The sequence below is a fragment of the Chryseobacterium sp. FW101-FHT12H09 genome, assembly GCF_058790395.1.
The window spans coordinates 282,857-307,317 of sequence record NZ_JBYTCP010000003.1 but is presented as its reverse complement, the minus strand read 5'-3'; the positions used below and the strand labels follow the sequence as shown (position 1 = coordinate 307,317).

Here is a 24,461-nt window from a genome sequence, read left to right as displayed (position 1 = left end):
CTCTATTAAACTTTCTCAGTCGCATAAGCTGCAGCGACCTCTTTCGAAGCTGCTACCATCGCGATCAATGCTTTTTCAGTTTCATCCCAATGACGGGTCTTTAATCCACAGTCTGGATTTACCCAAAGTTGTTCTGCTGGGATTACGGCTTGTGCTTTTTTTAGTAATGCTACCATCTCCTCTTTCGATGGAACTCTTGGAGAGTGAATGTCATAAACTCCCGGACCGATCTCGTTAGGGTATTTAAAATCTGCAAAAGCATTCAGTAATTCCATTTGGCTTCTTGAGCATTCTATTGTGATTACATCAGCATCCATATCAGCGATATTGTGGATGATGTCATTAAATTCAGAATAACACATATGCGTATGGATTTGCGTAGCATCTTCAACACCACTTGCAGAAATTCTAAAAGCTTCTACAGCCCAGTGCAGGTAATTCTGCCATTCGGCTTTTCGTAAAGGAAGACCTTCTCTGATGGCAGGTTCATCGATCTGGATAATTCTGATTCCTGCTTTTTCAAGATCGTTTACTTCGTCACGGATTGCCAAAGCAATCTGCTTACAGGTTGTAGAACGAGGCTGATCATCGCGTACAAAAGACCACTGAAGGATCGTTACAGGACCTGTCAACATTCCTTTAACCCATTTTTGCGTTAAAGATTGAGCGTATTGTGACCAATAAACGGTCATCGGTTGTGGTCTGTGAACATCTCCATAAATGACAGGTGGTTTTACACAACGGCTTCCATAACTCTGAACCCATCCATTTTGAGTAAACGCAAATCCTGCCAGTTGTTCACCAAAATATTCCACCATATCGTTACGCTCAAATTCTCCATGAACCAACACATCAATTCCTATTTCTTCCTGCCAGTTGATGGTTCTTTGGGTTTCTTCTTTAAGCAATTGATCATACTTCTGAGCCGTCAGATCTCCTTTTTTGAATTGGGCTCTCCAGCTTCTTACTTCTTTTGTTTGTGGGAAAGATCCGATCGTTGTCGTTGGGAATAAAGGAAGCTCTAATGCATTTTGTTGCGCTTCTTTTCTTACATTAAACGGACTGTTTCTCTGTGCATCATTCTCTGTTGTTACCGCAACGCGGTTTTTAACATCTTGATTATGAATTAAGGTTGAAACTTTACGGTTTTCAATGGCTTGTTTATTTTCAGCCAACTCCTGTAGTGTGCTATAATCTGGATTTTCTGAGGCTAATTTTTTCAAAGTAACAATTTCAGAAACCTTCTGTTTGGCAAAAGCCATCCATTGCTTGATTTCAGGAGATAATATCTTTTCGTTTTTCTCCAGGTCAAGATCGAAAGGAGAATGGAGTAGTGAGCATGAAGGAGCAATGAAAACTCTTTCAGAACCTAATGCGGTTATGGCTTTCTTGATAAAAGCCAGAGACTGGTTGAAATCATTTTTCCAGATATTTCTTCCGTCAACAACTCCCAATGACAGAATCAACGTTTCAGGAATGGCAGTAAGAACTTCATCCAACTGTTCCGGAGCGCGTACCAGGTCGATGTGTAAAGCATCAATTGGTAGAGTAGTCGCTAGTGAAAGATTATCTTTTAATCCATCAAAATAGGTGGTAACGATGAATTTAAGATTCGGGAATTGTTCTGTGATCTGAGTATAAACAGATTGGTAAACTTCTTTTGCTTTTTGATCAAGATCTAAAGCTAGAAACGGTTCATCAAACTGGATCCATTCAGCACCATTATTTTCTAACTCTTTTAAAATTTCAGTATAAACAGGAAGCAAGTTCTGAACCAGATCTAGTTTGTCAAAGCCATCTTCTTTTTCCTTTCCTAATAGTAAATACGTAACCAATCCAATGATAACAGGTTTTGCACTGATCCCTGCTTCTTTAGCTTCAATAAATTCATTGACGATCTTATTGGAGAATAATCTGAATTGTTGATCTTTCTGAAATTCAGGAACGATATAATGGTAATTGGTGTCAAACCATTTTGTCATTTCCATCGCCGTAATATCTAAACCTTCTTTCTGATGACCTCTTGCCATCGCAAAATACAGATCAATCTCATTTGAAGTAATGTCCTGATAACGGGCAGGAATAGCACCAACTGACAGGGTCATATCCAATACCTGATCGTAGAATGAAAAATCATTCGATGGAATAAGATCGATTCCGGCATCCTGTTGTAATTTCCAGTTTTGTTTTCTGATGGTTTTTCCAACCTCTAAAAGTTCCTGTAATGTTGTTTTGCCCGACCAATATTGCTCGCAGGCTTTTTTGAGTTCTCTGTTGCTACCAATTCGCGGGTAACCTAGGATGTGTGTTTGCATTTTCTTTTAAACTTTTAATTAAATTTTAGTTTTTAAAAGTTCTTTTAGAATGCTTCGTAATACGATCGGGAAAGAGTTTTCAGCAATAGAGAAGATACAATATGGACGTAGTTTTCCCATTTGGGATAGAGGTTGGGGAGTAACTTTTTAGACTTTTATTTTTAACGCAAAGTTCATCTATAATTCTCCATATTTAAGAAGGCAAAGGAGAAATCAATTTCATTGATTTTGAAGAAGCATGCGTTTTATCCATAAGCTTCATCAGCGACAGCGTCGCATCTCTTTGCTCCTTAAAACTAAGGAATCTTTATAATAAATCTTTGCGTTTAAACTCAAATAAATTCCAAATTTAAACAACTCAATACGTTCAAAAGTATCATCTGTATGACCAAAAGCTTCAAACCGCGAAAGCATTGTCAATTCGGAAAAGGCAGGTCTCCTGACTTGTAACAGTTTTGTCATCCTTCCCGCTTCTGGCAGTGGATCTGCAAGGACAAAAACCTTTGGTGTGTTACTTACAGTTGCGCGACAGTTCGTGATTTTCACACGATTCCCTATTAATTTACGTTAAGTAAAACCTTTTCCGTTTGATGAAGTATGTTAAAGAACAAAATAGGGTGTAAAGGTATTGAATAAAGTGATTTTATTGGTATTGTTTTAAATATTAGGAATAAAATTTTGTTTTAATTTAATTTTAAAGTTATTTATTCTGTAAATTTGAAAAAATCAATCGAAAAAAGAATATTATCCTGTGGAAAGACTCGACGATAAGGATCTTCAACTATTAAGAATCCTGCAAAAGAATGCTAAACTGACGGTTAAAGAATTGGCCAAAGAAATAAACCTTTCTCCATCACCAGTTTTTGAACGGGTAAAAAGACTGGAACAGGAAGGCTATATCAAACATTACGCTGCGGTTTTGGAAGCTGAAAAACTGAATCGTGGTTTTACCGTTTTCTGTCAGGTGAAATTAAAGATCCACGATCGGTCGGTAGGAAATGAATTTGTGAAAGAAATTGTACAAATTGAAGAAGTAGCAGAATGCTACAATATTTCAGGAGATTTCGATTTCCTGCTTAAAGTTCAGGTAAGGGATATGAAACATTACCAGGATTTTGTATTCAACAAATTAGGATCTGTAGATTCCATAGGAAGTACCCACAGTACTTTTGTGATGGCTGAGGTAAAGAACAATCATGGAGTTACAATATAAACAATCAGAGCTTCAATATTACTTTTTTGCTCTTATCCTACTCAACGAAACAGACGTTATCCCCAGATAGGATGCAATATAATATTGCGGAACGCGGCGGAAAATTTCCGGTGCTTGTTTAAGTAATTCGGCATATCTTTCTTCGGCACTGTCCTTTATCCGCGAAATAAAAAGTTTCTGATATTTAAGCAGACGCTCTTGCAAATAACTGTAATAGAATTCTTTAATATGCGGATTAAGCTCCATCTTTTGCCTGAACTCTTCAATAGAAGTACTGTAAACAACAGAAGGCTCTATCATTTCGATATTATAAATACTTGGTGAATTGTAAAATAAACTTTCCCATGATGAGATAAGGTTACCTTCAAATAAAAACTGGAAAGTAATTTCCTTACCATCATTATTAAGCCAGCCTCTGGCTACTCCTTTTTCAAGATAGTAGAATTTACGGGCCATTTTACCTTCTTCCGTTAATAAAGTTTTAGGAGCAAGTTCCTCCTTATCAAAACCATTTAGTATTTCGTCTAAAACATTTTTATCCAGGGACATACTTATGACGGGATTTAAATATAATTACTTACTTCAATAAGGTTCATATCAGGATCTCTAAAATATATTGATCTTATTTTGCCCATCGCACCTGTTCTCTCAACGATACCTTCAATAATCTCAATGTTTTTATGTCGTAATTCCTTTAAAACCTCATGGATATCTGTTGAAGCAATAAAACATAGATCTGCAGAACCGGGAGTTGGATGTTCTGCTTTGGGCTCAAACTCTTTTCCTTTTTGGTGAAGATTGATCTTTTGGTTTCCGAAAGTCAACGCTTTTCTGCTATCCCCGAAGGTTACGACTTGGAAGCCGAGAATATGGGTATAGAACCCGATTGTTTTATCGATATTGGCTACGGTTAAAACGATGTGATCGATGTTTTTGATTTCCATTGTTTTTGTTTTTTTTAAACACTAATGACACTATTTATGTAGTATGTATTTGTGAATATTAGTGTTACATATTAGTGATATTTGTGTTTAATATTTTAGATCTTTATAAGATTATTTTAACCTGTAACTCTAAATCTTCAAACTTAATTAATATGATCTTGAATCATTGGATTTTTGAATTTTACGCTTTAGTAATAAATAAATTAAAGCAGTTACTAAGAAAATAACTGATTGGATAATAATGACAGTTATTTCTGACTCAGGTTCAGCAAATCTAATCATAAAGCTAAAAACTGAAATGGGAAATGTTATGATTAGACCATAAATTGAATATTGAGTAAAAAATATATCTGAAGGATAGCAACCCAAAACTGAAACAAATGCAATTATCTGATAAATTAAAAATAGTAAGAAAAATACATTAAGTTGTTTGATGCTTGATATTTTTAAATTCATTTAGGATCGAAATTTTTTTTAATATTTAATCCAACCTCTGCTGCTGCAAATACGTCAAAGTAGAATTTTTAATAAATTCTTCCATCGTGGTTTCTTTACTCGCATTTTTATTGGTCAACTCAAACAGATACTGAATTAAGTTACCCAGTTTATTGTCCTTACAGGTAATTCTAAACCTCTTGGCTTTGGGATTTGAACCTAGAAAAGTGAGTTCAGTTGTATTGCTTAATTTCACATTGTTGACATCAAAACCGGCACGTGGATTTTTTTGAAGACGTAGAAATCTTTTTTGGGTTTTATCCGTGCTTTCTTCTATGAATTTTTCCATTTGATAATCCGTTAGAAGCTGTGGATAAATTAATCCCTGTTGTAATATTAAACTGGTTACCTTATCAGATTTATCATATAGGATCGTTTTGTCATCAAACTGAATCTGAGTGTCCTTTACAACAATCTTTCCTTCAAATCTTGGATAGGTTTTCTTCTTGTATTCATTTTTGAATTGCTCAGTAATAGCCTTTTCTTTGCTGCTTGAGGTTTCTTTTTTCTGACCAAAAGTAGCTATTGATAATGATAACAAGAGGATAAATGAAAATTGCCGTCTCATATTTTTTTGATTTTTAAAATGTATTTCCCCTTCCTTTTTTAAGAAATTCTTAAGATGAAAATACGGAAATGAAAATACATATTTTTATTTTAAAATTAGTTTTTATGGATTTTAGTTTTTTTAGCAGCAAATATGATGCTATAGAATATTTTTAACGCGTAAATGCTGAAGAAGCATGATTGTTTTTGCATCTTTAATCTCACCAGTATCGATCATTTTCAAGGTTTCATTAAAAGAAAGTTCTAAAACTTGAATATCTTCACCCTCTTCCTCAAGCCCACCACCAGCTGAAGTTTTCATTTCTTTAGAATATTCTGCAATAAAAAAATAAAGGATCTCAGTGACGGAGCCAGGTGACATATAAGATTCAAAAATCTTTTCTACTTTGGAGATCTGATAGCCGGTTTCTTCTTCTGTTTCTCTTTTAATACAGTCTTCAGGATTGTCATTATCCAATAATCCGGCACAGGCTTCGATAAGCATACCTGTAGTATTCCCATTAATAAAAGTAGGCAATCGAAATTGCCTTGTTAAAATAACGGTTTTTGAATTTTTATTGTAAAGTAAAATAGTAGCACCATTTCCTCTGTCATAAGCTTCTCTGCTTTGAGTTTCTATGGTTCCGTTACTTTTTAATTTTTCATAAGTAACTTTATTTAAAGTGTACCAATTATCGGATAAAATTTCTGTCTTTGTAATTTTTACGTTATTATTCTGCATGTGGAATATCTTCAATATTATAGTAAACTTTCAAACCTCTTTCTTTAGCAATTCTTACATCTTCATCTGCACCTTTTGAAGCACCCTCCAAACGTAATATGGCATCACATTTTTCCAGAATACGATGGGCAACAGGGTATTGTATCTCCTGCCATGCTTCATCACCTAACTGTTTGGAACCCGCGAGATGGATTACTGGCAGAGCCACCCATTCTCCAATCATGGGAATATGACCTTTTCTGAAAATAGGTAATGCAGCTGATTCAAGGTTATTTAAATTCTGTTGTATGAGTTGAGGGTCGTCATTGGTGCCACTGCGATAGGGTCCGGCAATAAGTATGAGCATAATATTTTCTATTTTGAACAAAATAACAGAACTTAAAATGTAAAAAAAATAAGATAGTTTAAGAGTCGTTATTTTTTGTGTTTATTTGTTTTTATTGTACTTAAGAATTCGGGTGTGATCCCCAGATAGGATGCAATTTGCTTTTGTGTAATCCTTTCTGCTGCCAATGGATATTTTTGAAGAAAAGCATAATACCGCTCTTCGGCTGTCAGTGAAAGATTTTCAATAATTCTAAGCTGCTCTCTTGTGTATGCATTTTGCATCATGATCCTGAAAAATCTTTCAAACTTTGGAATTTTCAGGTACAGATTATCTAAATCATCTTTTTTTAACTGTAGAACAACACTGTCTTCTAATGCTTCAATATTCAGCATTGCGGGGTGGTGATTAATAAAGCAGTACATATCTGTAATCCACCAATCTGGCATAGCAACCATAATAGTAGATTCTTTCCCTGAAACATCCATGTAAAAAGCTCTTAAAAGCCCTGATTGAACAAAGTAGATCTCTTTACAGAGTTGCTGTTGCTTTAGAACTAATTCTTTTTTTTGAACTGTTCTTTCTTTGAAGTAGGTAACTTCCTCATTATTAAGCGAAATGTGTTTGGTTATATTCTTTAAAATTAAACTGTCATTCATGGGTACCCGATGGTCACTATTTCTTTACATACAAACGCTAAATTAATGTTTCTTTTTCAAGAACCTTTCATTATTCCTTTGAATTCAGGGAAATTAAAGGGATATCTGTAGAACATCAAGGGTGTAAAGCAGTTATGATTAGTGATTTATTTACCGTTCAAATGTTTTTTCAAATATTTCGAAGTTTCAGAATGATGATCTTTCAGTAAATTTTCTACGGTTCCTTCAAATACAACTTTACCGCCCAATTTTCCTGCTCCAGGACCAATATCGATGATCCAGTCGGCTTGTGCAATAATATCCAGATTGTGCTCAATAATAATCAGCGTGTTACCGGTTTTTATTAATTCCTCGAAGAATGAAAGTAGCTTTTCATTATCAATGGGGTGAAGTCCGGTGCTGGGTTCATCGAGAACGATAACCTTCGCTGTATGATTCAATTCTTTAGTAAGTTTTAAACGTTGCCTTTCACCTCCGGAAAAGCTGTCGAGCCGTTGTCCCAGAGTTAAATAATCTAATCCCAGTTTGATCAGTAAGCTGAGTTCATGTTCGAATTCTGGTTTTGGAAAAAAGTGCAATGCATCCAACACAGTCATTTCCATGATTTCAGCGATATTTTTTTTGTGATAATGATATTGTAAAACTTCTGGTTTATAGCCTGAACCCTGACATACCTCGCAAGGCTGTTCAATATCATCCATAAACGCAAGATCTATTTTTTCAACACCTAAACCTTTGCAGTTTGGACAGGCGCCTTCTCCATTACGACTAAAAAGTTTATCAGATACCTTATTGGCCTGTGAAAAAAGTTTCCTCACCGTATTTGATAAATTTAAATAGGTCAATAAATTGGAACGGCTGCTCGCTGTAAAAACGGACTGATCTATGATGGTTACTTCAGGATAGAAGAGGGGTAGAATTTTATTAATTAAAGTACTTTTCCCTGAACCTGCAACACCCGTTACCACGGTCATAATTCCTGTTGGAATCTTTATGCTGATATCTTTTACATTAAAAAGGCTGCCATTTTTTATTTCAATAGATCCTTTTGCTGAACGTGGATTTTTATTAAAATTTCGTTTTTTGCTAAAGTAACTTCCTGTTTTACCTTTAGCATTTTTTAAATTTTTAAAAGTCCCCTGGTACATAATTTCACCCCCATTTTTCCCTGATTCAGGTCCCATATCAATAATGAGATCAGCTATTTTAATAAGATCGGGATCATGTTCAACGATTAAAACTGTATTTCCTTTATCTCTGATTTTTTTGATGATGTCTACAATATGGTCGATATCTTTAGGATGTAGTCCTATACTCGGTTCATCAAAAATATATAATAAATCAACCAAACTGTTTCCTAATTGCTTTACCATCTTTATCCGTTGAGATTCACCTCCGGAAAGGGTATCCGTTTGTCTGTCCAGAGTGAGATACTGTAAACCGATGTCAATTAGATTTTGCAGTTTTTTTTCGAGTTCCTGAAAAATCGAAGAATAAGTTTTGGATGGGATGTCTTGCAGAAAAGCGAAAAGATCATCAACAGATAATGCTGTGCAGTCTGCAATGTTTAGCCCTTCAATTTTACAGGACAAGATTTTAGCGTTTAATCTTTGGCCTTTACATAGCGGACAATTCTTTGTAATAATAACTTTTTTTAAAGTCTCTTTTCTGGTAACATTTTCTTGAGAGTCTTTTTTTAAGAATGAATTTTCAATTCGTGGAATGACTCCTTTATATTTCACTGTTTTACCCCATTCTTTGGAAGGCTTTTTAGGCGTGTGTTCTTCTGCATGCAACAATAGTTCCCATTCTTCTTTTGTAAAATCCTTTAGCTTTTTATCATTATCAAAATAACCGGAATGAATATAACGGGTTAATCGCCATCCACCAGGCTGAAAAGTAGGGAATTGGATGGCACCTTCGTTCAAAGATTTATTTTTATCGAATAGCGTTTCGGTGTTTACGGTCTGAACATATCCCAACCCTTCACATTCCGGACACATCCCTTGAGGATTATTAAAGGAAAATACATTAGAATACCCTACAAAAGGTTGACCTATTCTCGAGAAAAGTAATCGGAGAGAGGCGTAAATATCTGTTGCTGTTCCTACCGTTGAACGGGCATTTCCACCCAGTCTCTTTTGATTGATGATAAAAGGAACATTGAGGTTTTCAATTTTATCAACATTGGGAACTCCAAAATGTTGCAAGCGGTTTCTGATAAAACTATTTTGTGTTTCATTGATCTGCCGCTGGGCTTCAGCTCCAATAGTTTCAAAAACCAGAGAAGACTTTCCAGATCCTGAAACACCCGTAAAAACGGTGATTTTGTTTTTTGGAATTTGTAATGAAATGTTTTTAAGATTATTCTGTCGTGCTTTGGTTACAATGATGTCTTTCATAATTTAATATTTACAGATGAAATCAAGTACTTCAATATTGAACAGATACTTTCTTAAGAGGTATCTTTCTGAAAATGGATATTACTTTTTCAGTAAATCTTCCAGTGCTTTTTTTAAATCTGGAAACTGGAATTGAAATCCTGCATCCTGAATTTTTTGAGAATTAACCCGTGAGCCTTCCAAAAACGCTACAGACAATTCTCCAAATATAAGTTTTAATATAAAAGCAGGAACATTGGGCATAAATAAGGGCTTATGCAGGACTTCCGCTATTTTTTTTGTAAAATTTTCGTTTGTTGTATGTTGCGAAGAAGCTGAATTATATGCTCCCCGCATGTGTGGGTTTTTTAATGCAAATTCATAAATCCCACTCATGTCTTTTAAATGAATCCATGGCATATACTGTTGACCGCTTCCTAATGGTGAACCGATCCAGAACTTAATAGGAACAGCCATCTTTTTTAAAGCTCCTTCCTTTTCAGAAAGGACAATAGAAGTTCTTATTTTTACGACTCTTTCTGCAGCATTTTCTTTAAGGAATTCATCAGCTGCCTCCTCCCACAGAATAACCACCTTTCCAAGAAAATCATTGGCTTTTTCATCTTCTTCGGAATAGATCTTTTGTGAGGTCTTGGCTCCGTAAATTCCAATAGCAGAAGCCGAAATGAAAGACTTTAGTTTGATGTTTTTCTTTTTTAAAGTTTCCAGGATCAGCTTTGCAGAATCAACACGACTGGAAATTATTTCTTTCTTCCTTTCTTCTGTCCATTGTTTTTCAGAAATATTAGCTCCTGCAAGATGAATAATATGGCTCACATTTTCAAATGCAGATTCATCGATTGTTCCTTTATTAATATTCCATTCGTATTCGTTGCTTTTTTCTTTTTTTCGCGTTAAAAATCGAACCGTATATTCCTTATCAATATTTTTCGATAGTTCACGGGCGACCATTCCATTAGCTCCGGTAATTAAAACAACTTCTTTCATAGTATTAATTTAGATTGGTGTACTTATGCTTGATTTTTTACGATCAAAACAAAATCGTCTTCTAAAAGTTTGTAACCGTAGTCATAAATAAATTTATATTCAGAACCATTTTTATAAACCTTTAGGTTGGTGAAGTAATCAAAATCAAAACCTAAGCCATCCAGTTTCGATCTGGCGATTTTAGTTTTACCATCAATATTGATTTCCGTTAGAATGCGGTAATTTTTACGGAGTTTATTATTGATATTCCGCATCAGATTATTAGAATCTTTGTTCTGTTTATTGTTGTAGGCATTTCGACAGGCATCATTACAGAACTTTTTATCAGACCTGCCAAGTATTTTTTCGCCACATTCAAGACAATCCATACTTTTATTTTTTCATTTTATGTTCGTGTTTTTTTCTTAATAACTTTTTTAACCTGTTATGATTAGGATAGCTTCTGTTGGGAGTAATATTGTTAAAGAATAAAGCCACAAGCAATAGGATGATACATCCTGATAGAACAGGAGATAGCGCATACCAGTATCCCAATTCAGGAATTTTACCAGAGGACGTAACGGCAATCAATGCTGTAGCACCACCCGGAGGATGTAATGTCTTGGTGTATTGCATCAAAACAATTGAAAATGCAACAGCTAAAGGTGCAGAAAGCCAAACAATATCAGGAACGATCTTATATATCGTAACACCTACCAATGCTGAAAGAACATGTCCGCCGATTAAATTTCTGGGCTGTGCCAGTGGACTTTGAATGGCTCCATAGATCAAAACACTGGATGCTCCAAATGAACCAATAAGAAAAATGTTTTCCTGTTCCAAAAGATAATGGGATTGTATAAATGCAATAATCCCAATTCCGAAAAATGCACCTAAAAAAGACCAGAAATGCTCTTTGTAATCAACAAGTGTTTCTTTATAAATTACGTATTTTGAAACCCTGAATGTTCTTTTTATTTTCTGCTTCATATTTTCTGCTTTAATTTTTTATCATTTGCGTTAAATTCTCAATAAAAGCCCTTGTATAAAGGCCTTCCTTGTCATAGTCAGGGTCTAATATAGTGATTTCAATTCCAAAACACTTATTATTTTTCATCAATGGAATTAAAATTTCTTTGAGATTATCATAGTCAATTCCATCTTCCATTCTACTGTCTACAGCTGGCATAATTTCATCTTTTAAAACATCCACATCAAAATGGATAAAGAAGCCATCTAAATTCTTTTCCTGAATCATTTTTAAGAAATCTTCAGTTGTTTTTGTGAAACCGTTTTTTCTTAAGTTTTCAAGATCATAATAATGTACATCAGAATTGATAATCTGATCAACATATTCTTCGTCATCCATTTCTGCATTTCCGACACAGAAAATGTTCTCTTCTAAAAAATAAGGTTTTAGATCTTCAATATTCGTTAATTTTTCATGTCCCATTCCTGAAACAATAGCCAGATCCATTCCTGCAACACCCCCGCTCGGAGAGAGTTGTGGTGGAATAAAATCGGTATGACCATCGAGGTAGAACAATCCAAAATTTCCAAGCTTTTTTAGTGCAACGGCAGCTCCGATCAGAATACTGCAGTCACCTCCAATCATGATATTGAATATATCTTTATTAAAATTATTGAGAATAAGTTCGGATTGCCTTTTTGCATATTCAATGATCTGATCAGGATTTTTAACCTGTGTTTCTTCATCAAAATACATAGCATACTCCGGAGCTTCTAACCTGAACGTATTTCTGGGACTAAGTTTATCGTGAAAGCCAAATTTTCGAAGCCAGTCAGGAAGTTTTCTAACACCTGGCTCTATCTCGTGTTCTTTTTTGGTGAGACCCAAATTGAATGGAAACTCAAAAATATTGATCTCTCTTTTCATAGACTGAATGTTTATTCAAAGATAAGGATTATCCGTTTGTAAACGACTACAAACGAGTTTAAATAGTTTGTAACCGACTGCAATGTTTCGGGATGACAATCTTTGCAACAGAGATTTGAGAAAGCAGTGAACGTCTCGGATCTAATTATTAATCTTTAAAATATATAGTTATGTCACTAAGAAACAAAGTAACATTAATTGGTTACACAGGAAAAGAAGTCGAAATGGTAAACTTCGATAGCGGAAATGTAAAGGCAAGTGTGTCTTTAGCAACGACTGATCATTACACCAATGCAAAAGGGGAGAAGGTAGAAGAAACCCAATGGCATAATTTAATTGCCTTTGGAAAAGTGGCTGAAATCCTTCAGAAGTATGTTCCTAAGGGAAAGGAAATTGCAATCGAAGGAAAACTGACATACAGATCCTATGATGATAAAGATGGTGTAAAACGATACATTACAGAGATCAGAATTGATGAAATTCTCTTGTTAGGAGGAGGTAATAAATAATATAATAAAAACACAAATGATGAAGGTAAAAGTTTTTAAAATAAGATTGCCTGAAGAATATCTGTACAAAGATCAACAGGCATTAGATGATTTTCTTGGAAATCATGACGTTATCAAGTCGGAAACAGCTTTTGTACATGATGAAAATTATTGGTCGGTTGTTTTGTATTTTGAAGAATCGAAAGCTGTTTTATCCGCTGTTAAAGAACCGAAAATTGTAAAATATGCAGCCGAAAGTGATGTGTTGAATCCAGATGAAGAAAAGATATTAGATGCATTAAAACTGTGGAGATCTGAGAAAGCCAGAGAACAAAATCTCCCGATCTATTTTATAGCCAGTAATAAGGAGTTGGTATCAGTAGCTAAATATAAACCTGCCAAAAAAGCTGAGCTATTGGATATTAAGGGTTTTGGAAAACACAAGATAGAAAACTATGGTGAAGAAATTTTAGAAATCCTGGAAAGTATTTGATTTTTCGATTGATTGTTGAACACAAATGATGAAGTAACGTGGAAGAAGCTGGAGAAAATTATTTTCTTCAGCTTCTGTGATGTATTGTCTTATAGTAAAAGTCTTTTCATTTTCTTATTTTTGCATGACTTATCAATTATTACACATCATTTATCAATTATAAAATGAAGCCAAGCTTAGCAAAAGGAACGAGAGATTTTACCGCACAGGAAGTTTCAAGAAGAAAATATATTATCAATATTTTACAGAATAATTTTGAATTATTTGGATTCCAACCATTGGAAACACCAAGTTTTGAAAATCTTTCGACATTGACGGGAAAATATGGAGAAGAAGGAGACCGTTTGATCTTTAAAATCTTAAATTCCAGCATCAATGAAGCTAAAGAGGAGAAGAAGGCCCAAATGCTCAATGATTTTCAAAGAGCATTAGATAAACCATTCAGTTCAGATAGTCTTACTGATAAAGCGCTTCGTTATGACCTTACAGTGCCTTTCGCAAGATTTGTAGCAATGAACCATGGACAGTTAACTTTCCCTTACAAACGTTATCAGATTCAACCGGTTTGGAGAGCAGACCGTCCGCAGAAAGGAAGATTCAGAGAATTTTATCAGTGTGATGCTGATGTAGTAGGAAGCGAAAGCCTTTTACAGGAAGTAGATTTAATTCAGTTATACTTAAAATCATTTGCAGACCTAAAAGTTTCTGTAACCATTCACGTTAACAATAGAAAAATCCTTTCTGGATTAGCTGAATACGCAGGAATTACGGATAAATTAATTGATTTTACAGTAGCTCTTGATAAATTAGATAAAATAGGAAAAGAAGGCGTTGTAAAAGAGTTATTAGAAAGAGAAATTTCCCAGGACTCTATTGATAAATTAGATTTCTTATTTTCTCAATCTGACGATGCTTTGGAGAATCTGCTTCAGCTTAAAGAAAAATTCGTTGGAAATGAAATAGGATTAAAAGGAGTAGAAGAATTAGAGTTTGTTCTTACGCAGTCTATAAGCCTTGGAGTAGATATTCAGAATCTTGTTTTTGATATTACCTTAGCAAGAGGACTGGATTATTATACAGGTGCTATTTTTGAAGTTAAGGCTGATGAAGCACAGATGGGTTCTATCGGTGGTGGTGGAAGATATGATAATCTTACCGCAGTTTTTGGAGTAAAAAATATTCCGGGTATTGGTATTTCCTTTGGATTAGATAGAATTTATCTGGTCATGGAAGAATTAGGTCTTTTCCCTGCAGAAGCTACATCAAAAGTAGAGTATTTATTTGCCAATTTTGGTGGTGAAGAAACCTTGGAAGCTTTAAAACTGATTATACAGTTAAGAGAAAAAGGTATTTCTGCAGAATTATATCCTGAAAGTGCAAAAATAAATAAACAGTTCACTTATGCAGAAAAGAAAGGCATTAAGAACCTTGTATTTTTAGGTGAAGAAGAAATTAAAAACAGAACAGTAACCTTTAAAAACCTTGAAGCTGGAGAACAGAAAACAGTTTCTCTGGAGGAGTTTTTAGGATAATTACATAGAAAAAAAGAGTCTTCTTAATGGCATAAGAAGACTCTTTTTTTATTTTCCTTTCACTTTTATTTCATCATATATTTTCTGAGTAAATGGAACTTTTATTCCCAACTCATTTCCATATCTGATAATAGCACCGGCAAATAATTCCAGCTCACTATTTTCTTTCCCGGAATTAATATCCAATTGTAGAGAAGTTGGAGTTTCAGGGGGAAATGTAGAGGCTTTTTCGAAAGTTTTGTCAATGATATTTTCTTCGAGAGAAATCCCCTTTTGATGAGCAATTAGTTCTATTTCTTTCATTATTTCCGTCGCCTCATTTTTTTGTACAGGATCTGTGCAAACCATGCCTATAGATGAATTGTGCTTGGCCGTCACCAATCCAAAACTTGCTATAAAAATAAATTTTGTCCAGATATCGACTAATGGATTGTCTTTAAAATCAAAATCAATTCGACTTTCTTTCATTACATCGATCACCCAATTAATATCTTTAGAAGGGTTTTCTGGATCTTTGCCGAAGATCATTTTTCCTGTTTTTCCTTTATGTTCTACAACGCCTTTTTCTTTGATATGAGAAGCTACATAAATACATGAAGGTAAAATAACATGATCAGGAATGATTTTTCTTATTCTGTCATAGATATCTGCACCATTCATCATAGGTAACAGGATTGTGTCTTCATTGATGACTTCTTTTAATTCAGTGCAAACCCTTTCTAGATCATACTCTTTAACACAAATCAAAATAAGATCAGGCTGACCTACATCACTAATGTTTTCATAAACCGCATTAGGATGTGTTTTATCGTTACGATGTTCAGCAGAAATAAGTGTTAATCCCTGTTCTTTTACTTTTTGGTAGGTTTCACCTCTTGCAATAAATGATGTGATATATTGATGAAAAGTTTCATTGTTTTGACTGATCTTAAAACCAAAATAACCACCTACACCACCAAGACCTATTACTACAATATGCTTCTTATTCATGAAATTATTTTTATTTATTTTAAAACTTGTTTTTTTAGTATTACACTATGTTAAAGATGGTGATTTATTTTTATATTCGAAATGCATTTAAAGCATAATTATTGAGAAAAACGATCACTCAAAACAATATTTATATCAGAATTTTATTCACCTTATTATGAAAAACAAAGCTTCTATTGACATTATAGAAAAATGGCTGCAAGGATGGTCATTATCCAGACAACTTCCTCAGCCTGTCAAGTACAAATCTGGATTTACAGTAGATGTTAACACTCCTATGCAGAAAAAGCGATATGTATTTTCTGAGCCCAATGATGACTTTCTCCAATTGGCAGAATTAGTTGATGAGCCTTGGGTTTTCCTGAAAGTATCTTCAGCTTTCGAAACATTTAAAGATAAAATACCTTCCAAATGGCAAATGCAGGGCGATCAATATATGATGTCATGTTTTCATCCAATGACTGTTTTACATTATGATCTTCCCGCAGACTATCGACTTGAATATGATCAGTATAATTCCACCTACGTGATTAAGATTATTACTAAAGATGGGGGAGAACAAGCAGCAATAGGCAGGGTAGCTATTGTTGATGATTTGGCTGTTTATGATCAGATCATTACTGATCAAAACCATAGAAGAAAGGGTCTTGCTTCTTTTTTAATGAAAGAATTAGAGAAAATTGCACTATCAAAAGGAGCATATAATAACTTTTTGGTGGCAACAGTGGAAGGTAAATCTTTGTACGAATCTTTAGGCTGGGAACTATATAGCCTATATACTTCAATTGTTATTCCTTCCCAAGAGTATCAGGATGAATAATTACTGAATTATGAGTAATATTGTATTAAGCAAAAATTAATACCACTCACTAATTAATCATGGAAAATTACTTAGAAATAAACAAAAACTCATGGAATGCTAAAGTAGAACCTCATCTGAAATCAGATTTTTATTTTGTTGATGAATTTTTAAAAGGAAGAAGTTCTCTTAATTCTATTGAATTAGATCTTTTAGAAGATGTTAAAGGAAAAAGTATTCTACATCTACAGTGTCATTTTGGCCAGGATTCCATATCTCTTTCCAGATTAGGCGCAAAGGTTATTGGAATAGATCTATCTGATAAGGCTATTAATACAGCCAAAGATCTGGCTAAGCAATCTGGAACAGATACCGAATTTATATGCTCAGATGTTTATGATCTTCCTAATGTTTTAGATGAAAAATTTGATATTGTATTTACCAGCTATGGAACGATAGGGTGGCTTCCAGATTTAGATAAGTGGGCTCACGTAGTCAGTCACTTTTTGAAGCCGAATGGGAAATTTGTAATGGTAGAATTTCATCCTATAGTCTGGATGTTTGATGATGATTTCAAAGAAGTAACCTATAATTACTTTAATGAAAAACCCATTATTGAAACTTATGAAGGGACTTATGCTGATCCTTCAGCATCTATCGTTCAGGAGTATGTAATGTGGAATCATTCATTGGCCGAAGTTATGCAGAATTTAATTAAAAATAAATTGGAGATAAATGATTTCAGAGAATTTGATTGGTCACCTTATCCGTGTTTTAGACATGTTGAAGAATTTGAAAAAGGAAAGTGGCGGATATCAAAGTTTGGAAATAAAATTCCAATCGTATTTGCTTTAATGGCACAAAAAAAGTCATCGTAATATACTACTACGATGACTTTTCTATATATGAATGTTAAAAAAACTTGTCTTAACTTAAAGAATCCTCAGCTTTTGTTTTCGCTTCGTCCACTTTATTCTGAACTTGAGAAGCTACATCACTTGCTTTAGTCTTAATATCATTTCCCCACTTGTTAAGGTTGTCCTTAGCAGTGTTGATTTTATCTTTTACAGCTTGTTGTTCTTCTGGAGTTGATTTTTTATATTTCCAGTAAGCTAAAGCACCTAAACCTAATAAAGCTAATAATCCGTTTGTCTTATTTCCCATGATTTCTATTTTTTTTAATTAATATTAAAATTTGTTGCTTAGTATCATGTAAATTGCGTGCCAAAAAACTGAAAGTAATGATAAAATAATGTTAAATTAATTGAAGATTTCAAAATTTTGACCATCATAACTTGCGAAGACCATGGTAGGATAAGAATCTTGGTGATAGATATTTCCATTTTTATCAATAGCAATCGCACCTGCAAATCCGTCAATCGTTTTTAATTCTTCAAAAGTTTTCTGAAAGGCATTTTCTAAAGTCATTCCATCTGTAACCCTTGTTACAATTTTTGTTGCCGTAGCATTGCTTACGATATCTTCTCCAACACCTGTACAACTTACAGCGCATACTGAATTGGCATAATTGCCGGCAACAGTTGCTGAATCGGAAATTCTTCCTGGAATTTCAAAACCTTTTCCCCCTGTTGAGGTGGCAACAGCCAGTTTACCATTCTGATCGATCGCAACACAGCCAACAGTTCCTTTTCCTCCATTATTAAGTTTAGCTTCGTATTCTTTTCTCCTTTGGGGAATTTCTATTGAAAAATTTTCAAAACCGTGCTCTGAAGCATATTTTTTAGCACCTCTTCCTCCTAATACACGATCATCTTCTTTCATTAAATCTTTAGCCACAAAAATAGGATTCTTTACATCCTGAATATTGATGACACCACTTAATTTCTGAGTTTCACCATCCATGATAGCAGCGCTCATACGGATTATCCCATCACTTTGAATCTGAGAGCCTATTCCGGCATTAAAAAGTTCATCGTCTTCTAAAAGAGAAACGGCATAAGCCACAGTATCAAAGGCAGAATGAGTCTGTAAAAACTCAAAAGCCTTTTGGGCTATATTTTTTAATGAATTTTGTTTGGCAACTTTTACTTCATGGCTTTGATCGCTTTCAGAGAAAAATCCACCGTGGATAATTATTTTCATATATATTTTGTTGATAAGGAATATTTATACTGGATTAAGTCAACAACAAAGATGCTTACAAATTTAATTAAACTTGTAAATCTCTGTTTTCTACTTTTTACTAATTATTTGTCTTGTGGAATTGGATTAAACTGTGAGTTCTCTATAGTCAGGGTCTTTGTAGTAAGATCATAATGATCATTCATCGACATTACATGCACCGTTAAGTTATCGATAGAGATCGGTTCTCCCAAATTGATATTGGTAAGGTTGGTATCTTTGATAAATCTACCATCTACGATAATAACAAGCCCAGAACCTACCGCCGTCATTACATCATTATGTATGAAAAGGCCTGTATCTTCTCCCAAACCAATTCCCAATGTTCTTGGATTATTGACAACAGCCTGAAAAAGTCTTCCGATTCTTCCTCTTTGTACAAAGTGGGTATCAATAATTACATTATCAATAAGTCCTAAACCTTGTGTCGTTTTTATTTCTCCTTTTAATAAAGCTTCAGAACTACTTCCTTGGTAAATCATGTTTTCAGAAGCTGCAGCAGCTCCCGCAGAAGTTCCGGAATAAATGAAATCCTGTTCCTGATATTTTAATAAAATAGTATCGTGGAATCTTGTTCCACCAAGAATAGAGGTAAGCCTAAGCTGGTCTCCACCCGTAAACATAACAACATCAGCTGCATTAGCTCTCGCTACCATAGCATCAGAATTGGCTTCTTCACGGTTGTGGATATCAAGAATGTTAACATTTTTTGCACCTAAAAACTCAAAAGCCTTCTTATATTCGGTTCCTACAATTTGTGGGATTTGTGAAGCAGTAGTCACTACTTCTATAATAGAGTTTTCTTTTAGCTTAGATTCATTAATGATCTTTCTTAAAATACCTCTTTCAAAAAAATTAAGGTTCTTTTCTATATTCTGATCATAATCGGTTTCTGCAAAACTTCCTTTATTTACAGCGCCTCCGATAACAATTAATTTTCCAACGGGTTTCATCATAGTATGCAAATTTAAAAAATTATTAATATTTGACGAAATATCAAATACATATAAATTGATTTTTAGGTTTTTAAGATTGTTAATGATAACTAATTTTTTTTTAAGAAATCTTTAAATGGCCTATGGTTTTGTTTATGCTTTTACATTATCTTTGATTTTAGAAGATGTTATTATTAATCAAGAAAAATGCAAATTGACTATGAAAATTGAGAAGATACAGGCCTTACGTGGTCCAAATATTTGGAGTATCAGAAGAAAGAAGCTGATACAGATGAGGTTGGATCTTGAAGAGATGGAGAATTTTCCTACCAATAAAATAGATGGATTCAGGGAGCGGATAGAAAAAATGATGCCGTCCTTAATTACCCATCGATGTTCGGAAGGAGTACATGGTGGTTTTTTTCATAGAGTAGAAACAGGAACCTGGATGGGACATGTAATAGAGCATATTGCTCTGGAAATCCAAACCTTAGCAGGTATGGATACAGGTTTCGGAAGAACCCGGGAAACTAAATCTCCGGGAATTTACAATGTTGTTTTTGATTATATTGAAGAGAATGCCGGGATTTATGCTGCCGAAGAAGCCGTGAAAATTGCCGAAGCTTTAATTGAAGGCAAAGAATATGATATCAACGAATGTATTCATACACTAAAAGAAATCAGGGAACGTGTTCGTTTAGGTCCATCTACAGGAAGTATTGTAGAGGAAGCCGTTTCAAGAAAGATCCCTTGGATTAGATTAGGAACTAATTCTTTAGTTCAACTGGGATATGGTGTTAATCAGCAAAGATTTCAGGCAACGATTACTGGAAAGACGAGCTCAATTGCGGTAGATATTGCATGTAATAAGGAACTGACAAAGAAAATGCTCCATGATGCAGCTATCCCGGTTCCGATTGGAGATTTGGTGATTGATGAAGAGGGTTTAGATAGGGTCATTAAAAAGATAGGGTATCCCGTTGTTCTTAAGCCTTTAGATGGAAACCATGGAAAGGGATCTTCTATTAATGTTAATGATTGGGAGAGTGCCAAAGTCGGTTTAGAACATGCTCAAAAATATTCTAAGAAGACGATTGTAGAAAAATATATCACCGGATATGATTTCAGGGTTCTTGTTATAGATAATAAAATGGTTGCTGCAGCAAGAAGGGTTCCAGCCCATGTTGTTGGTGACGGAGAATTGAATATTGAAAAGCTTATTGAAAAAGAAAATAAAGATCCTAGAAGAGGATATGGACATGAAAATGTATTAACGGAAATACAAATTGATAAAGATACTTTAGAGCTTTTGGAAAAACTCCATTATACATTGGAGACTGTTCCTCAAAAAGGAGAAATCGTATTTCTAAAATCTACAGCGAACCTTTCAACAGGGGGAACTTCGATTGATGTAACGGATATGGTACATCCCGAAAACATTACAATGGCCGAAAGAATCTCTAAAATCATTGGTTTAGATGTTTGTGGTATTGATATAATGGCCGAAAATTTAACGCAGCCTCTTAAAGAAAGTGGTGGAGCGATTATTGAGGTCAATGCTGCTCCTGGATTCAGAATGCACCTGGCACCAAGTGAGGGTCTTCCAAGAAATGTTGCAGCTCCGGTTGTAGATATGCTTTATCCTCAAGGGAAACCATTTACCATTCCTATTATTGCGGTGACTGGAACCAATGGTAAAACAACAACAACAAGATTGATCTCCCATATTGTTAAGAATAATGGTTATAGAGTAGGCTTTACTACATCTGATGGTATTTATATTCAGAACACAATGCTTACGAAAGGAGATACAACAGGTCCACTTTCAGCTGAATTTGTTTTAAAAGATCCAACTGTAGAGTTTGCAGTGTTAGAAACTGCCAGAGGTGGTATTCTGCGTTCTGGCCTAGGATTTTCCCAATGTGATATTGGAGTACTGACAAATATTAAGGAAGATCACCTGGGAATGAATGACATTCATAACTTAAAAGATCTTACTAAAGTAAAGAGAGTAGTTCTTGATAGCGTAAAGAAAAATGGTTGGAGTGTCATGAATGCTGATGATGAATATTCCATGCGAATCGTTAATGACTTAGACAGTAATATTGCAATTTTCAGTCTGGATGAAAATAATCCATACATTAAAAAATTCGCTAAAGAAGGCAAAATTACCTGTGTCTATGAGGAAGGGTTTGTAACTATAAAAAAAGGTGACTGGAAGATAAGAATTGGAAGAGCAAAAGACTTTCCAATTACTATGGAAGGGAAAGCTAAATTTATGATCGCTAATGTTTTAGCAGCGAGTTTAGCCTGTTATCTATATGGTTTTGGAATAGAGGATATTTCAAATTCTCTAAGAACTTTTATTCCGAGTGCACAGCTTACTCCAGGAAGATTAAATATTTTTAAGTTTAAAAACTTTAAGGTGTTGATCGACTTTGCACATAACCCTGATGGATATGAAGCAATAGAGGATTATCTTAAAAATGTTGAATCTACAAAGAAGATCGGAATTATTTCGGGAGTTGGAGATAGGAGAGATGAAGATATCAAACTATGTGGAAAGATTGCCGGAAGGATGTTTGACTATATTATTATAAGAAATGAAAAACATCTTCGCGGAAGGAAAGAAGAAGAAATTAACGGATTAATTATAGATGGAATTCATGAAGCAGGCAGAGATGTAAGCTATGAGATCATTCCCAAGGAAATTGAAGCATTAAAACATGCTATGGGAATGGCTGAAGAAGGGACGTTTATTACCGCTTTAAGCGATGTAATTTCAAATGCCATAGAATTGGTTCAGGAATATCAAGCCAAGGAATTTTTGGAAGATGATAAAATTTAATCTAATCTAATAATAAAAAAACCTCCGAAATTTCGGAGGTTTTTTTTATACATTAAGCCAAGGCTTTCCAATTTTCTGCATTTTTATGAGATAAAAATATAAAGGAATTAATTCTAATCTAAGTGTAAAACTTATGTTTGGATTTACAAAAGGGATAATAACCATCATAATGATACAAACAGCAATACCTGTTATAGCATCAATGACAGCAGCTTTTGGAGCCCATTCCAGCTCAAACCAAAGTCCAAAAGCCACAATTCCTTTAAAAATTAAAAGAATACAAACAATAAACCCTGCAATGGTATAAGGATGGGTGGAGTCTATTCCATAAATAGACAATGAAACATTAGTTAGAAAAAAACCGGAAATTAATATTAAAGAAGCAACTGATCCACCAATTAAAAATAACCAGATGAAAATCTTAATCCAGACCGGTAACAGATCTCTTCTCCGTACGAAATTACTGTTTACATCAAACTCTTCAAAAGCTGATTCTTGCTCCATAATATATTAGTTTTAATAAATTTTATTCTTCTCCAAAGAAAACATTAGAGCTTCCAATCCATATGGCATCCTTTTTATTAAAGTCAACATTCACCATAGCAGCTTTTGTCATCCTTCCAAGATTTTCTAAGAGGATAGGGCGTTCATCATTTTCCCGCCAAATATACAATAAACGTATTTCAGCTTTCGAAAATTCTCCGTTGATATCTTCAAAGATTGGTTCGTACTGAACTTTCCTTTGTAAAATATAATTTTCCTTATCTTCAATAGTATTTATAATTTCTATTGTAGGATTCAAATTCACTCCACTTCCTGCAAATGAAAATAGGGGTTTTAAAACATAATTTTCAAGATTTTCATTTTCAGGGAATTCATATAGGAAATAGCTTTTGGGTACGAATTGATGTTTTAATAAAGGTAAAAGATATTTGGAGATTTTAAAGAACCAATTTGGATGGGTGATCCATTTTACATCTACTTCTTCACGGAAATCGAATTCGGTTTTAAGGTTAGGAATATGGTCTAATTCATCGAAAATAACACGATTGTAAATTCTTTTTATTTGAACTAACTTTTCATTATCCTCATAATACAACTTTTTACCGTCCTTTTTTATTTTGGTAAGACAAACTGTTTTTATTCCCAATAGTTTCTCTGTTAAAGCAAAATCAATCGCTGTTTTTTGCTTCTCAGGAAAAATTTCAAGAAGAATTACATTTTCAGGATTTTCATCACCAACAATTAATTCTCTTAAATAATCTGCGAACTGACCAGGAGACATTGGGTTTTTAATTTCAGAAAGAAAAGGATATACTTCACAAAATGTATTTTCAAAAGTTTTTTGAAAAGCATAAAGAGATGGAAATGCCTGCAGTTCTATCAGTTGTGGCTCTATTTCGCCATTTTCATTTTTGCAAACTCCAAAATCAATGGTGAAAAAATGAGGATGATCCGTATCGTTTGGAACTTTGCAGTTTTCAGGAACAGCCTTTTGTAGTATTTCAGGAGATAAAGCCTTTATCTGATCTATAATACTTTCGCTGGCACCAATAAGCTTACTTTCAAATTCCTTCGTAAGGAAAAAAGGACTCTCCGAAATTCTAAATCCCGGTAGAACACCACTCTTTTCTGCTATGATATTTTTAAGCTGTTCATACTTTTCCAGTGAAAAATCCTGATTGAATTGTTTTCGGTATTTTGGGATCATATTCTTTTTCTTTGTGATT

The 24,461-nt window shown here is 34.2% G+C and carries 25 protein-coding genes and 1 riboswitch; of the genes, 7 read left to right on the top strand and 18 right to left on the bottom strand.

Annotated features, from left to right (window positions below; genetic code table 11):
• Positions 1-5: 5 nt before the first annotated feature.
• Positions 6-2,315 (bottom strand): 5-methyltetrahydropteroyltriglutamate--homocysteine S-methyltransferase, encoded by a 2,310-nt coding sequence (gene metE, locus AC3WRL_RS12140; protein WP_492330376.1) that lies wholly within the window; start codon positions 2,313-2,315, stop codon positions 6-8.
• 412 nt (positions 2,316-2,727) lie between these two features.
• A riboswitch (cobalamin riboswitch) is annotated at positions 2,728-2,912 on the bottom strand.
• A gap of 154 nt (positions 2,913-3,066) precedes the next feature.
• Between metE and AC3WRL_RS12135 the strand changes: the two genes are divergently transcribed.
• Positions 3,067-3,528: an Lrp/AsnC family transcriptional regulator gene (locus AC3WRL_RS12135; protein WP_214824167.1), complete on the top strand. Its 462-nt coding sequence runs from the start codon at positions 3,067-3,069 to the stop codon at positions 3,526-3,528.
• An 18-nt stretch (positions 3,529-3,546) separates the two neighbouring features.
• Here AC3WRL_RS12135 and AC3WRL_RS12130 read toward each other — a convergent pair whose 3' ends face one another.
• The 11 genes from AC3WRL_RS12130 to AC3WRL_RS12080 form a co-directional block, all read right to left on the bottom strand.
• The gene (locus AC3WRL_RS12130) at positions 3,547-4,077 is read right to left on the bottom strand and encodes a Crp/Fnr family transcriptional regulator (protein WP_492330375.1); all 531 of its coding nucleotides are present in this window, start codon (positions 4,075-4,077) and stop codon (positions 3,547-3,549) included.
• A 14-nt stretch (positions 4,078-4,091) separates the two neighbouring features.
• The gene (locus AC3WRL_RS12125) at positions 4,092-4,472 is read right to left on the bottom strand and encodes a VOC family protein (protein ID WP_492330374.1); all 381 of its coding nucleotides are present in this window, start codon (positions 4,470-4,472) and stop codon (positions 4,092-4,094) included.
• A gap of 481 nt (positions 4,473-4,953) precedes the next feature.
• Positions 4,954-5,535, bottom strand: a complete 582-nt coding sequence (locus tag AC3WRL_RS12120) for a hypothetical protein (protein ID WP_492330373.1) — start codon at positions 5,533-5,535, stop codon at positions 4,954-4,956.
• A 138-nt stretch (positions 5,536-5,673) separates the two neighbouring features.
• Complete coding sequence (gene nudK / locus AC3WRL_RS12115) at positions 5,674-6,255, bottom strand: GDP-mannose pyrophosphatase NudK (protein WP_492330372.1); 582 nt, start codon at positions 6,253-6,255, stop codon at positions 5,674-5,676.
• Entirely contained in the window at positions 6,245-6,601 is a 357-nt protein-coding gene (locus AC3WRL_RS12110) for a DUF4406 domain-containing protein (protein ID WP_492330371.1), read from the bottom strand. Before AC3WRL_RS12110 ends, nudK begins: the two co-directional genes overlap by 11 nt.
• Positions 6,602-6,669: 68 nt before the next feature.
• Entirely contained in the window at positions 6,670-7,239 is a 570-nt protein-coding gene (locus AC3WRL_RS12105; protein WP_492330370.1) for a Crp/Fnr family transcriptional regulator, read from the bottom strand.
• Positions 7,240-7,385: 146 nt separating this feature from the next.
• Positions 7,386-9,641, bottom strand: coding sequence for an ATP-binding cassette domain-containing protein (locus AC3WRL_RS12100; protein WP_214824183.1), 2,256 nt, complete (start codon positions 9,639-9,641; stop codon positions 7,386-7,388).
• A gap of 81 nt (positions 9,642-9,722) precedes the next feature.
• The gene (locus AC3WRL_RS12095) at positions 9,723-10,628 is read right to left on the bottom strand and encodes a TIGR01777 family oxidoreductase (RefSeq protein WP_492330369.1); all 906 of its coding nucleotides are present in this window, start codon (positions 10,626-10,628) and stop codon (positions 9,723-9,725) included.
• A 23-nt stretch (positions 10,629-10,651) separates the two neighbouring features.
• Positions 10,652-10,996, bottom strand: a complete 345-nt coding sequence (locus AC3WRL_RS12090) for a hypothetical protein (RefSeq protein ID WP_214824188.1) — start codon at positions 10,994-10,996, stop codon at positions 10,652-10,654.
• 4 nt (positions 10,997-11,000) lie between these two features.
• On the bottom strand, positions 11,001-11,597 hold the full coding sequence (locus AC3WRL_RS12085) for an HPP family protein (RefSeq protein ID WP_214824190.1): 597 nt from the start codon (positions 11,595-11,597) through the stop codon (positions 11,001-11,003).
• Positions 11,598-11,607: 10 nt separating this feature from the next.
• A complete protein-coding gene (locus AC3WRL_RS12080) occupies positions 11,608-12,504 on the bottom strand; it encodes an arginase family protein (protein WP_492330368.1) in 897 nt (298 codons plus the stop codon).
• Between the two features lie 170 nt (positions 12,505-12,674).
• Here AC3WRL_RS12080 and AC3WRL_RS12075 point away from each other — a divergent pair, with 170 nt between their 5' ends.
• From AC3WRL_RS12075 to hisS, 3 genes are all read left to right on the top strand, one after another.
• The gene (locus AC3WRL_RS12075) at positions 12,675-13,013 is read left to right on the top strand and encodes a single-stranded DNA-binding protein (RefSeq protein ID WP_214824194.1); all 339 of its coding nucleotides are present in this window, start codon (positions 12,675-12,677) and stop codon (positions 13,011-13,013) included.
• A gap of 16 nt (positions 13,014-13,029) precedes the next feature.
• The gene (locus AC3WRL_RS12070) at positions 13,030-13,485 is read left to right on the top strand and encodes an HRDC domain-containing protein (protein WP_492330367.1); all 456 of its coding nucleotides are present in this window, start codon (positions 13,030-13,032) and stop codon (positions 13,483-13,485) included.
• Positions 13,486-13,649: 164 nt separating this feature from the next.
• Positions 13,650-15,017: a histidine--tRNA ligase gene (gene hisS, locus AC3WRL_RS12065; RefSeq protein WP_214824196.1), complete on the top strand. Its 1,368-nt coding sequence runs from the start codon at positions 13,650-13,652 to the stop codon at positions 15,015-15,017.
• A gap of 48 nt (positions 15,018-15,065) precedes the next feature.
• Here hisS and AC3WRL_RS12060 read toward each other — a convergent pair whose 3' ends face one another.
• Positions 15,066-16,007 carry a ketopantoate reductase family protein gene (locus AC3WRL_RS12060; RefSeq protein WP_492330366.1) on the bottom strand — a complete coding sequence of 314 codons (942 nt, stop codon included), beginning with the start codon at positions 16,005-16,007 and terminating at the stop codon, positions 15,066-15,068.
• 157 nt (positions 16,008-16,164) lie between these two features.
• On the opposite strand from AC3WRL_RS12060, the gene AC3WRL_RS12055 reads away from it, so the two are divergent.
• Both AC3WRL_RS12055 and AC3WRL_RS12050 read left to right on the top strand, forming a co-directional pair.
• Positions 16,165-16,827 carry a GNAT family N-acetyltransferase gene (locus AC3WRL_RS12055; RefSeq protein WP_492330365.1) on the top strand — a complete coding sequence of 221 codons (663 nt, stop codon included), beginning with the start codon at positions 16,165-16,167 and terminating at the stop codon, positions 16,825-16,827.
• A 59-nt stretch (positions 16,828-16,886) separates the two neighbouring features.
• Positions 16,887-17,684, top strand: a complete 798-nt coding sequence (locus AC3WRL_RS12050; protein ID WP_492330364.1) for a class I SAM-dependent methyltransferase — start codon at positions 16,887-16,889, stop codon at positions 17,682-17,684.
• A 49-nt stretch (positions 17,685-17,733) separates the two neighbouring features.
• On the opposite strand, the gene AC3WRL_RS12045 is transcribed toward AC3WRL_RS12050, so the two are convergent.
• From AC3WRL_RS12045 to AC3WRL_RS12035, 3 genes are all read right to left on the bottom strand, one after another.
• Positions 17,734-17,970: a YtxH domain-containing protein gene (locus tag AC3WRL_RS12045; protein ID WP_214824208.1), complete on the bottom strand. Its 237-nt coding sequence runs from the start codon at positions 17,968-17,970 to the stop codon at positions 17,734-17,736.
• Positions 17,971-18,066: 96 nt separating this feature from the next.
• Positions 18,067-18,909, bottom strand: a complete 843-nt coding sequence (locus AC3WRL_RS12040; protein WP_492330363.1) for an isoaspartyl peptidase/L-asparaginase — start codon at positions 18,907-18,909, stop codon at positions 18,067-18,069.
• 104 nt (positions 18,910-19,013) lie between these two features.
• The gene (locus tag AC3WRL_RS12035) at positions 19,014-19,901 is read right to left on the bottom strand and encodes a cyanophycinase (RefSeq protein ID WP_214826164.1); all 888 of its coding nucleotides are present in this window, start codon (positions 19,899-19,901) and stop codon (positions 19,014-19,016) included.
• Between the two features lie 202 nt (positions 19,902-20,103).
• Between AC3WRL_RS12035 and cphA the strand changes: the two genes are divergently transcribed.
• Positions 20,104-22,731 carry a cyanophycin synthetase gene (gene cphA, locus AC3WRL_RS12030; protein WP_214824215.1) on the top strand — a complete coding sequence of 876 codons (2,628 nt, stop codon included), beginning with the start codon at positions 20,104-20,106 and terminating at the stop codon, positions 22,729-22,731.
• Positions 22,732-22,776: 45 nt separating this feature from the next.
• Here the strand turns inward: cphA and AC3WRL_RS12025 are convergent, their stop codons facing one another.
• Positions 22,777-23,235 carry a hypothetical protein gene (locus AC3WRL_RS12025; protein WP_492330362.1) on the bottom strand — a complete coding sequence of 153 codons (459 nt, stop codon included), beginning with the start codon at positions 23,233-23,235 and terminating at the stop codon, positions 22,777-22,779.
• A gap of 22 nt (positions 23,236-23,257) precedes the next feature.
• Complete coding sequence (locus AC3WRL_RS12020; RefSeq protein ID WP_492330361.1) at positions 23,258-24,442, bottom strand: hypothetical protein; 1,185 nt, start codon at positions 24,440-24,442, stop codon at positions 23,258-23,260.
• Positions 24,443-24,461 lie beyond the last annotated feature (19 nt).